A 15214-nucleotide genomic window follows, 5' to 3' on the forward strand; every position below is an offset into this window, starting at 1 on the left:
AATGACCGGTAGTACCTCCACAGGATTGGGGGATCACGCTTTCTTGCGGAGACGCAAAAGGTGTGAATTCCAAGCCCTGCCTATTTCAGACAATTGGATTGTGGCCCCTTTACGAGCACTTCAGAACTTCATTCCAATTTTAGATTTCGACATTAGGTTGGACTCATAATGCCGGCGCATGAAACGCAGATGTCAGGAGGTACCGCGCCAGGGCGCGTGCTTCCGCGCGTCCTGTTTTTCGCGTTCATGTGCTCGACCGTGCTGGTTGGCGAATCGAGGCATGCGGCGGCTTTCGAGATTTTTGGCATCAAACTGTGGGGGGCGTCCAAGGAGGACACCGACATCGTCGATCCGTTGCGCTATGCCGTGACGATCGACGCGCCGGATGCCGACAAGGCCCTTCTCAAGAAACTCCAGAATGCCTCCGCGCTGAAGAGCGACGAGGATCATCCGGTGTCCGGTTCGCTCGGGCTGATGGCCAAGGCGCGCAGCGACCGCGAACAGCTGGTCGCCGCCCTATATGCCGATGCCCGCTATGAGGGCGTCGTCACCATCACCATCGACGGCAAGTCGATCGACGACCTGCCGCCCGACGCCGAATTCAAGGGCCCGCAGCCGATCCCGGTGACGGTCAACATCGCCACCGGACCGAAGTTCACCCTTGGCAATATCCACCTCGAGGGCGACGCGGCCGGCCTCATGAGCGCCGATTACGGCCTGATCGCCGGCGGCGATGCCGGTTCCGGCGCGGTCCTCAAGGCCGAGGCGCTGATCGTGCGGACTCTGAAGGAGCAGGGCAGGCCGCTGGCCAAGGTGACGGATCGCCAGATCGTCGCCGAACACAACACGTCGACGCTTGACGTGACGCTGACCGTGGCGGCCGGACCGGTGGCCGGTTATGGCGAGACGACGGTCTCGGGCACGGAAAAGGTCGACCGCGATTTCACCGAATACATGACAGGGCTGAAGCGCGGCCGGCAATATTCTCCGCAAGAGATCAGCGATGCGCGCGACCGGCTGCTGGCGCTCGAAGTCTTCAACAGCGTGACGCTGAAGGAAGCCGACAAGCTCGACGCCGACGGCAATATTCCGATCGGCGTCCAGGTCAGCGAGCGCAAGCCCCGCTATTTCGGCCTGGGCGGTAGTTTTTCCAACATCGAGGGGCTCGGTCTGGAAGGCTATTGGGGGAACCGGAACCTGTTCGGCCATGCGGAAAAGCTGCGCATCGACGGCGCCATCAGTGGCATCGGCAGCAATGACCTCTCCAAGCTCAACTACAATGCCGGCATCATGTTTGAAAAGCCGGGCGTTATCGGGCCGACGTCGAAATTCTTCGCCAACATCAAGACCGTCCTGGAACATCCTGACGCCTATGACCATTTCTCGGTCAAGGGCGAGACCGGCCTCTCCTATGATCTCGACAAGAAGCAGACGGTTTCGGCGGCAGTCTCGCTCGACTATTCGAGAATCCACGATGCCTTCGGCAAGCACACCTATCTGATCGCCAGCATTCCCCTGCAATATGTCTATGACAACCGCGACAGCCGGCTCAATCCGACCAGGGGATTCAGGGTGCTGGCCTATGCCGAGCCCAGCTACGACATATTGAGCGGTGCGGCCTTCCTCAAACTGAAGGGCGAGGGGTCCGCCTATCAGTCACTGGATACGGCCTCCAAATTCGTCCTTGCCGAACGGGTCGCCATCGGCTCGATCGTCGGTACCGGCCTGGAGAGTGTTCCAGCCGACCGGCGCTTCTATTCCGGCGGTGGCGGCTCGGTGCGCGGTTACTCCTATCAGGGCATCGGCCCCAAGGACATCAATGGCCAGCCGATCGGCGGGCTCTCCTTCTTCGAGACCTCGGTCGAGATGCGCATTGCGATCACCGACACGATCGGCATCGTGCCCTTCGTCGATGCCGGCACCGTATCGACCAGGTCGGCTCCCAATTTTTCCGACGTGAAGGTCGGCGCCGGTCTCGGTTTGCGTTACGTGACGCCCTTCGGCCCCCTGCGCATCGATGCTGCCGTCCCCCTCAACCGTGATCCGACCGATCCGCATTTCGGCATCTATGCCGGCATTGGCCAGGCGTTCTGATGAAGTCATTCAAACGCATCCTTCGCATTGTCGTCTACACGCTGCTGGTCGTGGTGGCCGCCGCAGCCGGCGCGCTGTTCGTGCTGACCAAGACCGAACGCGGCCGCGAAAATCTTGCCGGCCTCATTTCAAGCCTGGCTTCGAACGCGGATCGAAAGGTTACGGTCAGCGGCATCGATGGCATCTGGTCGGGCGCGCTGACGGTCGATGATGTCGTGCTGGAAGATCGCGAGGGCGCCTGGCTGGTGGCCCGCAAGGTGGCCGTCGACTGGTCGCCGCTGGCGCTGCTGTCGAAAAATTTCAGCGCCGACCGCATTGCCGCCGACCGCATCGAACTGGCGCGGCTGCCGGTGGCCAGCACACAGCCGAGCCAAGCCGGATCGACGACCCTCCCGGTTTCGATCGATGTAAAGCAGATCGATTTTCCCGACATCGCGCTCGGGCAGGCCCTGGCCGGCAGCGGCATCGCCGAACTGACGGCCAAGGGAGCGGTCAAGGTCGATGCAGCGCCGCTTGCGGTGCGGACGAGCCTCAACATCACCCGCCGCGACGGCAAGCAAGGCAATGTCGACGCCAAGGTCCATTTCGCGCCGGCCGACGACAAGCTGGACCTTGACCTCAAGGCGTCGGAGCCGGCGGGCGGCATCATCGCCAACCTCCTCAACCTGCCGGATGCGCCGCCGGTCGACATCGTCGTTTCGGGCACCGGGCCGCTGGCCAACTGGAGCGGCGTCGGCACCTTCCTCGTCGATCACCAGATCGTCACCCAACTCACCGGCCGCCATCAACTGACTGACAAGGGTAACCATGTCGAAGCCAAGGGCGATGGCGATTTCGAGCGCTTCCTGCCGGAGAATCTGAAGCCGCTGTTCGCCGGCAAGACCAGTTTCGACCTCGCCGGAACGGCGACCGCCGCCGGCGGCATCGACATCGAGCGCGCCAACATCGACAGCGACGCGGTGCACGGCACCGCCTCCGGCATTGTCGACCCGAAGGGCGCCAGCGATCTTTCCGTGCAACTCGCCGCCAAGGGCCCGCCCGTGGTGGTCAGCCTCGGCAGCAAGGCGCAGCCGATCACCGTGGCCATCAAGGGCGCCACGGCGCGCGCGTTCGGCGACGGCAAGGCGCCGATGGTCGACATTGGCGCGTCCTTCGTCTCGATCGTAGCGGGTGGGACGCGGCTCGACGATCTGTCGACGCAGATCCATTCCGACGGCTTCGACATCCAGAACCGCGCCGGTCCGGTGACGGTCAAGATCGAGGCCGGCGGTCTGAACACCGATCTGGCGACGCTGGCGCCGCTAATCACCGGCAAGGTCGCTGTCGATCTCGCTGGTTCGGTCAGCAAGGACGCGATCACCATCGACAAGGGCACGCTGACCAGCGATGCGCTCAATGCCTCGCTGACGGCCACGGTGGCGCTGGCTGACATGTCGATGCAGCTCAAGATGAATGCCGACGCGGTGTCGAGCGCATTGCCGCCGCAGATCGCCTCGGTGCTTGGCCCGCGGGTGAAATTCGCCGCGACCGCAACGCGCGATCCGCAGGGTTCCTTCGCCGCCAACTCGATAGAACTCACCTCCGGTTCGCTGACCGCAAGCGGCACAGCCAGCGCCCAAGGCACGGACATCCAGGCCGATGTAAAGGGCAAGCTTGGCGACGTCTCGGTGCTGTCGCCCATGGTCGGCGTGCCGGTCGCCGGCGGCGTCGAGTTCTCGCTCACCGCCAAGGGCGCGCGCTCGGCACCTGATTTCTCGGTGTCGGCCAGCAGTGACAGCCTGACGGCTTCGGGCCACACGGTAAAGAACATCAAGCTCGATGCGACCGGCAAGGCAGACATCGCCAATCCCGCCGCCACGGTCACGCTGACCGGTTTAGCCAACGACCAGCCGCTCGACCTCAAGGCGGCGCTGGTGACGAATGAGGGCAAGCGCTCGATCAACGGATTTTCCGTTTCGCTGGGTGACAACAAGGTGTCTGGCGACCTCGCGCTCGACGACAAGTTCCTGCCGCTCGGCATGCTGACGCTGCAGGCGCCGGATATCTCGGCACTTGCCGCACTGGCGGGCCAGGCGATCACCGGCGATATCAACGGCACGATCAGTTTTGCCAAGGATGGCGACACGCCTTCGGTCACGATCGATGCCAAGAGCACATCGGTCTCGCGCGGCGACGTGGCGGCCAAGGCCATCGCGGTTGACGCCACCGTGGCCAACTATCTCAAGGCGCCGGCGATCTCCGGCACGATCAAGGCCGATACGGTCACTTCGGGCACCACGGAAATCAGCGGTATCAATGTCGATCTGAAGCGCGACGGCGACTGGACCGGCTTTACCGGCGGCGCCACCATTGCCGGCATTCCGGCCACCGCCGCCGGGCGGGTGAAGATTGCCGGTGGTACAACGAGCGTCGAGATCGCCTCGGGCGAGGCGACCGTTCGCGGCATCAAGGCGGCGATCGCGCAGCCGTCGACGCTGAGCATCGCCGATGGCACGACCAGCATAGAGAAACTGGCGCTCGATGTCGGCGGCGGAGCGGTGACCGTGTCCGGCACCGCCGGGCAGGCGCTCGATCTCAAAGCTGAATTCTCCGCGCTGCCGGCGGCACTTGCCAATGATTTTTCGTCGGGCCTCGATGCCGTGGGGACGCTGGGCGGCACGGCTAGTGTGACTGGATCACCGTCGGCTCCCGATGTTCGCTTCAATGCGCAACTGGTGGGTGTTGAAACCAGCCAGACACGTCAGGCGGGTCTCGGAGCACTGGCCGTCGATGCGGCTGGCAGCTTCACGACGGCCGGCGGTGTTGTCGTCGATCATGCAACGCTTTCCGGCGACAGGATCTCCGGCAAGGCGGCCGGCACGCTCAACCCGAACGGCGCAAGCGATTTCGCTCTCGACCTCGCCTCCACCGGCCCGAGCCTGCCGCTGACTTTCGGCAGCGCTGAAAGCCCGATCAAGCTCGAATTGCAGGCGCTGTCGGTGAAGGCAGCGGGCGAGGGCACGCAGGCCCGGCTCGATATCTCCGGCATGCTGCCCTCGGTTGCCACCAGGCAGGTCAAGGTCGAAGGCGTCGCGGTCGCCCTGCATTCCGATGCATTCGACCTGAAGGGGCGCACCGGGCCAATCTCCGGCACGGTGTCGGCGGACAAGATCGGACTCGAAAACCCGACCATCGCGCCGCTGATCGCCGGCAAGGTCACGGCCAAGGTTGCCGGCAACCTCGCCACCGACGCCATCACCATCGACAGCGGCTCGGTGACGAGCGACGCTCTGGACAGTGCCTTCAATGGCCGGGTCTCGCTGGCCGACGGCGCCATCGACCTCAACCTCAAGGCTGATGCCGCCTCGGCGGCTCTGCCGGCGGCGGCGCGTGGCGTGCTGGCCGAGCGGACGCAGCTCAGTGCCGTGCTGAAGCGTGACGCCAGCGGCAATGTCAGCGTCGACGCGGTCAACCTGGCGTCCGGCGCGCTGACGGCCCAAGGGCAGGCCAGCCTTGCCGACAACAAGCTGACTGCCGACGTCAAGGGCGGGCTATCTGACATTTCGCTGCTGTCGAAGGATGCCAAGGGCGCCATCGCCTTCGCGCTCAATGCGCAAGGGCCGGCGACCGCGCCGGACCTGTCGCTGACCGTCAACAGCGACCAGTTGTCGGTGGCTGACCGGGAAATCACCGGGCTGAAGCTCACCGCCACCGGCAAGGCCGACGCCGCCAATCCGGCGGCCAATGTGCAGTTGACCGGCAATGTCGCGGGCCAGCCCCTGCAAGGCAGCGCGGTGCTGGCTACGTCGGACGGCAAGAGCGCCATCAACAGGCTGCTGCTGTCGCTGGGCAAGAACAGGATTTCCGGCGACCTGGCGCTCGACGAGAAGTTCGTCCCGGTCGGCACCGTGTCGCTCGACCTGCCGGATATCGGGCCGCTCGCCGCCCTGGCTCTGGAAAAGGCGGAAGGCGACGTTAGCGGCACGATCGACTTCTCGAAGAACGGCAACGCGCCGCAGGTCGCCATCAAGGCCAACACGGCGTCGCTGACGCGTGGTGACCTCTCTGCCAAGACGGTGTCGATCGACGCGCTGATCGCCAACTATCTGGCAGCCCCCGTCATCTCCGGCAAGGTGCGCGCCGACACCGTCACCTCAGGTACCACCGTCATTCGCGGCATCGATGTCGACCTGACGCGCGACGGCGACTGGACCGGCTTTTCCGGCGGCGCCACCGTGAAGGACATTCCGGCAAAGGCCACTGGGCGGGTGAAAGTCGCCAATGGCACGACGACCATCGAGCTGGCCTCGGGACAGGCGACCGTCCAGGGCATCAAGGCTGCCATCTCGCAGCCGTCGACCATCACCATCGCCAATGGCACGACCACTGTGGACAGGCTGGTGCTCGACCTCGGCGGCGGCACGGCGACGGTTTCCGGCAGGGTCGGGCAGTCTCTCGATCTCAACGCGACGCTGGCCCGGGTGCCGGCATCGCTCGCCAACAGTTTTTCGCCGGGGCTCGATGCCGCCGGCCTGATCTCGGGTACGGTCAAGGTGACGGGCGCCGCCGCCAGTCCCGCCGTGGCCTTCAACATCGACGCCGCCGGCGTGCAGACCTCGCAGACGCGCGGCGCCGGGCTCGGCGGCGTGAATATCTCGTCCTCGGGCACGTTTGGCGGCAACAAGCTGACCTTCGACGCCAATCTGAGCGACGGAGCCGGCCTTGGCCTCAAGGGTGGCGGCACGGTGACGACCGCCGGCACGCCGGCGCTCGCTCTCGATTTCTCCGGCAAGGTGCCGTTCGACTTCCTCGACCAGAAACTCGCCGCGCAGGGCCTTTCGCTGACCGGCGCCGCCAATGTCAATGTGCAGGTTCGCGGACCGGCGACGTCGCCGATGATCGGTGGCACGGTGAGTGCATCCGGCGCCCGACTGGTGGATGCAACATCGGGACTGGCGGTCAATGACATCGCCCTCGACGTCTCGATCGGCAACGGGGTCGCGCGGATCAACCGCCTGACCGGCACGCTGTCGACCCGCGGCAGCCTGTCGGCCAGCGGCACGGTGGGCATCAACCCGGCGCAGGGTTTCCCGGCCGACCTGTCGATCAAGCTGGTCGATGGGCGCTATACGGATGGCCGCGTGGTGACCGCCAATCTCGGCGGTGACCTGACGATCAAGGGACCGCTGACATCGGCGCCGGTGATTGCCGGCACCGTCAATCTGGCCAAGACGGTCATCACCGTGCCCGACAAGCTGCCGGGATCGCTGGCGGCGCTCGACGTCAAGCACAAGAACGCTCCGGCCGCTGTTCGCGCGCAGGACAAGGCGCTGCGCCCGGCGACGACGTCAGGCAAAGGCGGCGGTAGCGGTCTCAACCTCAATGTCACGGTCAACGCGCCGAACCAGATCTTCATCCAGGGCAGGGGCGTCGATGCCGAGCTTGGCGGGTCGCTCAAGCTGACCGGCCCGGCCTCGTCGCCGCAGGCGGTGGGCACCTTCACCTTGCAGCGCGGGCGGTTGTCGATCCTTGGCAAGCGGTTGACCTTCACCGAAGGCACGATCGGCTTCTCGGGCTCGCTGGTGCCTTATCTGAACCTCACGGCGACTTCGACAACGACCGGCACCACCGTCACCATCCTGGTGTCGGGCGAGGCGAACAATCCGAAATTCACTTTCTCCTCGGTTCCGGCGCTGCCCGAGGACGAGGTTCTGGCGCAGTTGATCTTCGGCCGCTCGATGTCGAACCTGTCGCCGCTGCAGATCGCGCAGCTTGCCGAAGCCGCCGCGCAATTGGCCGGCGTGGGCGGCTCGACCTCGCTGCTCGAAAACCTGCGCAGCGCGATCGGCGTCGACGATCTCGACGTGACCACGGACAGCGAGGGTGGCACCGCGGTCTCCGCGGGCAAGTACCTGAACGACCGCACCTATGTGACGATCCAGAAGGGCGACAAGCCTGGCTCGGGCAAGGCGACCATCGACCTCAATGTCGGGCGCGGCGTCAAGCTGCGCGGCGAGGCCAATGACGCCGGCGAAGCCAAGGGCGGCATCTTCTACGAAAAGGAATATTGAGCCGCGAACGGTTCTGGCCCCACGGCAGGGGCGGGCTGGCGCTGTCCTAACTCCCTAGAATGTCTCAGTTTAATAGCAGCCGGAGATTCAAAAAGAATTCTGCGACGCAATAGCAATTTTGCGTCAAGACTGTCGTTATCACGCGAACCGGCTTGCTTCCAAAGTTGCACATTCCCTAACATGTTCCCAATCCCGTCTGTCTTTGACATGATGGCCCGGATGCGGAATGTTAAAAGGCAGAAAGCCAACAATGGGAGTTAGTCATGACGATCTACAAGAGTAATGGCGACAGCGTTCCGGATCACATCCTGGCGATGGCCGAGGAGGTCAAGGCAAACAAGGTGGACCGGCGCGAATTCCTGGCGCTCGCCAGTATCTTCGGCGCTTCGACGGCGATGGCATATGGCCTGCTCGGCCTCGCTGTCCCGACCCCGGCCAAGGCCGATGAAGTGCAGGGCAAGAAGGGCGGCGTGATCAAGGTCGCGATGTCCGTCAAGGATCCCAAGGATCCGCGCACGGCCGACTGGTCGGAGATCGCCAATGCCGAACGCCAGGCGCTGGAGCCGCTGGTGAAGTACACCCACCAGTACACGTTCGCGCCCTATCTCCTGGCCGGCTGGGACATCAATGACGACGCCACCGAATACACGCTGCATGTGCGGCCGGGCGTCGAGTGGAACAATGGCGACAAGTTCACCGCCGACGACGTGATCTACAATTTCACGCGCTGGGCCGACAAGACCGCGGAAGGCAATTCCATGCCGGGCCGCCTTGGCAGCCTCGTTGACCCAAACACCAAGAAGTTGAGCGAAGGATCCATCGTCAAGGTCGACGACATGACGGTCAAGCTGAAGCTCACCAAGCCCGACATCGCGCTCATCGCCAACCTGACCGACTATCCGGCGCTCGTAGTGCACAAGACCTTCGACGCGAAGGGCGCCAATTTCAAGAGCTGCCCGATCGGCACTGGCCCGTTCGAACTCGTCTCCTACGACGTCGGCCAGAAGGTGGTCTACAAGCGCCGTGAGACCGGCAAGTGGTGGCAGGGCGAGGTCTTCCTCGATGGCGTTCAGTTCATCGATTATGGCACCGATCCGGCCGCGACGGTTTCGGCCTTCGAATCGGGCGAGGTGCAGACCAACCACGAAACGACCGCCGACTACGTCAAGATCATCGAGGGCGTCGGTGCTCCGGTTTCGGAAGTGGTGACCGCGGCCACCGTGGTGTCGCGCTTCAACATCAATGCCAAGCCCTATGGCGACCAGAAGGTGCGTCAGGCGATGTGCCTGGCCGTCGACAATTCGGTGGTGCTGCAGCTCGGCTACGGCAATGCCGGCTCGCCGGCTGAAAACCACCATGTCGCGCCGATCCATCCGGAATATGTCGCGCTGCCGAAGATCCCCCGCGACATCGCCAAGGCCAAGCAGATGCTGACGGAAGCCGGCGTGATCGATTTCGAGCACGAACTGATCAGCAACGACGAGGACTACCACAAGAACACCACCGACGCGATCGCGGCCCAGCTGCGCGAAGCCGGCATCAAGGTGAAGCGCACCGTGCTGCCGAGCTCGACATTCTGGAATGACTGGACGAAGTATCCGTTCTCGGAAACCAACTGGAACATGCGTCCGCTGGGCATCCAGGTCATCGCCATTGCCTACCGCTCGGGTGAAGCCTGGAACGAAACGGCCTACGCCAATCCGGACTTCGACAAGAAGGTAAACGAAGCCCTCGGTATCGCCGACGCGGAGAAGCGCAAGGTGGTGATGAAGGATGTCGAGCAGATGCTGCAGGATTCCGGCATCATCATCCAGCCTTACTGGCGCAAGCTCTACATCAACATCAAGCCCGAGGTGAAGAACCACTCGATGCACCCGACCTACGAGCATGACTTCGGCAAGGTCTGGCTCGATCAGGCGTGACCTAGAACTTGGCGGATACGAGGGGCTCGCGCCCCTCGTATCCGCAGGATGGTCGCTGCTGCATGCGTTGCAGCGGCGGCGTGACGTCACAAGGTTTTCGAAACAGGGTTGACCATATCTGACCCCAACCCGGCCGGCAGGGGGGCACAATGTTCTCATTCATAGCCAGACGCATCGGCACGATTCTGCTCACGATGCTGTGCCTGACGCTGGTCGTCTTCTTCCTCGTCAATCTCGAACCCAACCTGAAGAAGCTGGCGATCAGCCAGACGGAAATGCACACCTCCGCCGAGCAGCTCGAAAGCTGGCTGGTCAAGAACGGCTATCGCCAGAATTTCTTCGTGCGCTATGGCCAGTGGCTGGGCATCGTGCCCAAGCAGCCGGTGACCGATCCGGCGACCGGCAAGACGTCGCAGCGCTTCTCCTACTGCAACGACCCGGTCGAACCGAAATTCTCCGGCGTCATCCAGGGCGATTTCGGCTGCTCCACCAAGTTCAAGACCACGGTGGGGGCAAAGCTGTTCCCGGCGCTCGGCGCCACCGGCATCCTGATGCTGTGCGTGCTGGCGGTGATGGTGCCGGTATCGCTGCTGATCGGCATTCTTGCGGGCATGCGGGAGGGGTCGCGCACCGACCGCGTGCTGTCGGTGGCCTCGATCGCCTCGACGGCGACGCCCGAATATGTGTCGGGCGTCATCTTCACCGTCGTCTTTGCTTCCTGGCTCGGCTGGCTGAACGGCTCGGCCGCTTCGGCGAGCCAGGGCATCACATTCTACAATTTCACGCTGCCGGTGATCACGCTGGCGATCTACGGCATCGGCTATATCGCGCGCATGACGCGCGCCTCGATGGTCGAGGTGATGACGCAGCAATATATCCGCACCGCGCGATTGAAGGGACTTAGCTTCGGCAACGTGGTGGTCAAGCATGCGCTGCGCAATGCGCTGATCGCGCCCTTCACCGTCATCATGCTGCAGTTTCCGTGGCTGCTCACCGGCGTCGTCATCGTCGAGGTGATGTTCCGCTACCAGGGGTTCGGCTACACGCTGGTCGAGGCCGCCGGCAACAACGACATCGACCTGTTGCTCGGCTGTTCGCTGGTTTCGGTGTTCATCGTGCTGATCACGCAGCTCATTTCCGACGTCGGCTACGCGTTCCTCAATCCGCGTATCAGGGTTCAGTAGGGGAGAAGGCGCATGCAAGTCCAATATATCGGCGCCTTCACCATTGTCCTCGAAGTGCTCTCGCGCTTCTGGCCGGTCTGGGTCGCGCTCGCCATCGTCATGGGCGCGAGCTTCGCCTACAAGAAGAAGTTGGCGCTCTACGGCCAGCTGTTCGACAGCGGCGTCGGCATCGTCGGCGTCGCCATCTGCCTGTTCTGGTTGTTCACGGCAATCTTCGCCTCGACCATCTCGCCTTTCGATCCGCTCGGCCAGATTCCGGTGATGAAGGACGTGTTGCCGGGCGCCGTCGAGCCGCAATCGGGGCTGGTCTATCTGTTCGGTGGCGACAAGCTGGCCCGCGACGTCTTTTCACGCATGGTCTATGGCAGCCAGATCGTGCTGATCATCGCGCCGGCGGCGACCGGTTTCGCGCTGATGGTCGGCATCACGCTCGGTCTGCCCGCGGGCTATTATGGCGGCAAGATCGACACGGTGCTGTCGTTCCTCGCCAACCTCGTGCTGGCCTTCCCGGTCATCCTGCTGTTCTACCTGCTGGTGACACCGGGCATCATGGACACGCCGATACCCTATGCGCTGGCCGGGGTGTTCTTCCTGTTTCCGATCATCTTTTTCAGCGTGCTGTTCTGGACGCGCTACAAGAACCGACCTGACCGGATCTACATCCTGCTCGGCCTGACCCTGGTGATCGGCGGCTGGATCTACCTCGGCCTCGTCTTCGACAAGGACCCGCTGCACATCGTCCATATCGACCCCAACCAGCTCAACATCTTCGTGGCGGTGGTGTTCGCCTCCAGCCCGGGCGTGTTCCGCATCGTGCGCGGCCTGGTGATGGACATCAAGACGCGCGACTATGTGGCGGCGGCGCAGACGCGCGGTGAATCTCCCTGGTACATCATGCTTTGGGAGATCCTGCCCAATGCGCGCGGGCCGCTGATCGTCGATGCCTGCCTGCGCATCGGCTACACCACCATCCTGCTCGGCACGCTCGGTTATTTCGGCCTTGGTCTGGCGCCTGAAAGTCCGGACTGGGGCACGGCGATCAAGGACGCCAGCCGACTGCTGCGCTCCTTCATCCATCCGGCGCTGCCGCCGACGATCGCGCTGATGTCGTTCGTGCTGGGGCTCAACCTCTTGGCCGACTCGCTGCGTGAACAATCGATGAAAGACTGATCCGCGGGTTTCGACCCGACGCGCCTGACAGAATTAGGATTGGAGCGACCCATGAACGAGGCAGTTCGAAATCCCGCCGAGCCGACCAATGGGCCGATCATCGAGATCGAGAACCTGTCGATCTCCTTCTTCACCCGCAAGGGTGAGATACCCGCCGTCATGGATTTTTCCTGCACCGTCATGCCTGGCGAGGCGATGGGCATCGTTGGTGAATCCGGCTGCGGCAAGTCGACCGTGTCGCTCGGCATCATGCGCGACCTCTCCAACATCGGAAAGATCGTCGGCGGCAAGATCAAGTTCCAGGGCAAGGACATGGGCGAACTCTCCGATGAGGAGTTGCGCTCCATTCGCGGCAACAAGATCGCGATGATCTACCAGGAGCCGATGGCGAGCCTGAACCCGGCGATGAAGATCGGCCAGCAACTGATGGAAGTGCCGCTGATCCACGACAAGGTGTCGAAGGAAGAGGCTCATAAACGTGCGCTCGACATGGTGCGTTCGGTCAAGCTGCCCGACCCCGAGCGCATGATGCGCTCCTATCCGCACCAGCTCTCCGGCGGCCAGCAGCAGCGCATCGTCATTGCCATGGCGCTGCTGTCGAAGCCGGCGCTGCTTCTGCTCGATGAGCCGACGACGGCGCTCGACGTGACGGTGGAGGCGGGCATCGTCGACCTGGTCAAGGGGCTGGGCGAAAAGTTCGGCACCTCGATGATCTTCGTGTCGCACAATCTCGGCCTGATCCTGGAGACCTGCGACCGCATCACCGTGATGTATTCGGGCGAGGCTGTGGAGACCGGCAAGATCAAGGACGTGTTCGACCGGATGCGCCACCCTTATACGCAAGGGCTGTTCCGCTCGATCCCGCTGCCGGGCGCCGACAAGAATTCGCGGCCGCTGATTTCGATCCCCGGGCAGTTGCCGCTGCCGCACGAGCGGCCGAAGGGCTGCAATTTCGGCCCGCGCTGCCACCATTTCGTCGAGGGCGTCTGCAACGCCGCCGAAATCCCGATGATCGAGGTCGCCGGCCACGAAGGCCATTTCTCGCGCTGCGTGCGCTTCAACGAGATCGACTGGGAAGCGCTGCCGCCTGGCGCCAAGAAGGTCAATGAGCGCGTCGTGCCCGGCGCGCCGGTGCTCAAGATCGAGGATTTGAGAAAATACTACAGGGTTGGCGGTAGCGAGGTGTTTGGCTCGAGCGAGGGCCGCGTCGTCAAGGCCAATGAGACGATCTCCTTCATGGCGCGCGAATCCGAGACCGTCGCCATTGTCGGCGAATCCGGCTGCGGAAAGTCGACGCTGGCCAAGGTGCTGCTCGGGTTGGAGACGGCAAGTGCCGGCACGGTGACACTGGGTAACAAGCAGATCCAGTCGACTGGCATCGAGAAGCGCAGCGTGGAAACCGTGTCGTCGATCCAGATGGTGTTCCAGAACCCGTTCGACACGCTCAATCCCAGCCACTCGGTCGGCTCGCAGATCATCCGCACGCTGGAAAAGTTCAATATCGGCAAGACGGTTGCCGATCGCCGCAAGCGCATGCTGGAACTGCTCGACCTTGTGAAGCTGCCGCGGGCCTTCGAGACCCGCAAGCCGCGCCAGCTGTCAGGCGGCCAGAAGCAGCGCATCGGCGTGGCCCGAGCCTTTGCCGGCGATGCCAAGGTGGTGGTGGCCGACGAGCCGGTCTCGGCGCTGGACGTGTCGGTGCAGGCGGCGGTGACCGAACTGCTGATGGACATCCAGCGCAAGAACAAGACGACGATGCTGTTCATCAGCCACGATCTGTCGGTCGTGCGCTACATCGCCGACCGCGTCGTCGTGATGTATCTCGGCTATATCGTCGAGCAAGGCACGACCGACCAGATCTTCGCGCCGCCGTACCACCCCTATACCGAGGCGCTGCTGTCGGCGATCCCGATCGCCGACACCAGCGTTGTGAAGCGGCACATTGTGCTGGAAGGCGACATTCCTTCGGCGATGAACCCGCCGTCCGGCTGTCCATTCCAGACGCGCTGCGGCTACAAGAAGCTGGTGCCGGACAATCTGTGCGAGACGAAAGTGCCACCGGTCAAGCATCTCGGCGATGGCCATATGAGTCTGTGCTGGCTTGCCAACGATGTGCTGGACAAGATGGAGCCGGTTATCAAGTTCGACAAGGAGCACGTGGCCCATGAGGGCGTGCCGGAAGACGCGTCGGAAGGGGCTGGACCAGGTTTCGCAGGCACACCTCCGAACCGGCCGCACGGCAAGACGGCTAGCGCGGAGGCTGATGCGATTGGGCAGGCTGCCGAGGATGCTGAAGCCGTTTCGCAGGCCCGCCGTCATGAAGTTCGCGACGAGATTTCGGAAACCGGTGGACCGGCGACGGATGACAACGCCACATCCGCGCCGTTCACCTCGAGAATACTTGGCGAGGGCCGCCAGGCGGAGAACGCCAGGGTTGCCCCTGCCGTTGGCAGCGCGGGTAGCGAGAACGATGCAGCCAGCGCCGACGGTGCCGCGGACAGGCATCGCCCGGCAGGCATCGCCAGGCCGGATCAGCCCGACGATCTCAAGTTGATCTCCGGCGTCGGCCCGAAGATCGAAGTCATCCTGAATGAGCTTGGCATCTATCGCTTCGAGCAGGTGGCGGCGTGGAACAAGGCCGAACGCGATTGGGTCGACCACCACATCCAGTTCCATGGCCGCATCGAGCGTGACGACTGGGTCAGGCAGGCCAAGGCGCTCGCCGAGGGTGGCGAGGCGGAATACATCAGGGTGTTTGGCAAGAAGCCGCGCTGACGTTTTTCAGTGCGGCAAC

At 63.5% G+C, this 15214-nt stretch carries 6 protein-coding genes; all 6 read left to right on the forward strand.

What is annotated here, in order from left to right:
- The first annotated feature begins 168 nt into the window (after positions 1–168).
- On the forward strand, positions 169–2094 hold the full coding sequence (locus LGH82_RS31985; protein WP_227346516.1) for an autotransporter assembly complex protein TamA: 1926 nt from the start codon (positions 169–171) through the stop codon (positions 2092–2094).
- Positions 2094–8144, forward strand: a complete 6051-nt coding sequence (locus tag LGH82_RS31990) for a translocation/assembly module TamB domain-containing protein (RefSeq protein ID WP_227346517.1) — start codon at positions 2094–2096, stop codon at positions 8142–8144. The genes LGH82_RS31985 and LGH82_RS31990 overlap by 1 nt, the downstream gene beginning before the upstream one ends.
- Before the next feature lie 263 nt (positions 8145–8407).
- Positions 8408–10066, forward strand: a complete 1659-nt coding sequence (locus tag LGH82_RS31995) for an ABC transporter substrate-binding protein (protein ID WP_227346518.1) — start codon at positions 8408–8410, stop codon at positions 10064–10066.
- 149 nt (positions 10067–10215) lie between these two features.
- Complete coding sequence (locus LGH82_RS32000; RefSeq protein ID WP_227346519.1) at positions 10216–11250, forward strand: ABC transporter permease; 1035 nt, start codon at positions 10216–10218, stop codon at positions 11248–11250.
- A gap of 12 nt (positions 11251–11262) precedes the next feature.
- Positions 11263–12420 carry an ABC transporter permease gene (locus LGH82_RS32005; RefSeq protein ID WP_227346520.1) on the forward strand — a complete coding sequence of 386 codons (1158 nt, stop codon included), beginning with the start codon at positions 11263–11265 and terminating at the stop codon, positions 12418–12420.
- A 51-nt stretch (positions 12421–12471) separates the two neighbouring features.
- Positions 12472–15195, forward strand: coding sequence for a dipeptide ABC transporter ATP-binding protein (locus LGH82_RS32010; RefSeq protein ID WP_413771411.1), 2724 nt, complete (start codon positions 12472–12474; stop codon positions 15193–15195).
- The last annotated feature ends 19 nt before the right edge of the window (positions 15196–15214 follow it).

Origin of the sequence: Mesorhizobium sp. PAMC28654 (assembly GCF_020616515.1) — a bacterium.
Lineage (GTDB): Bacteria > Pseudomonadota > Alphaproteobacteria > Rhizobiales > Rhizobiaceae > Mesorhizobium.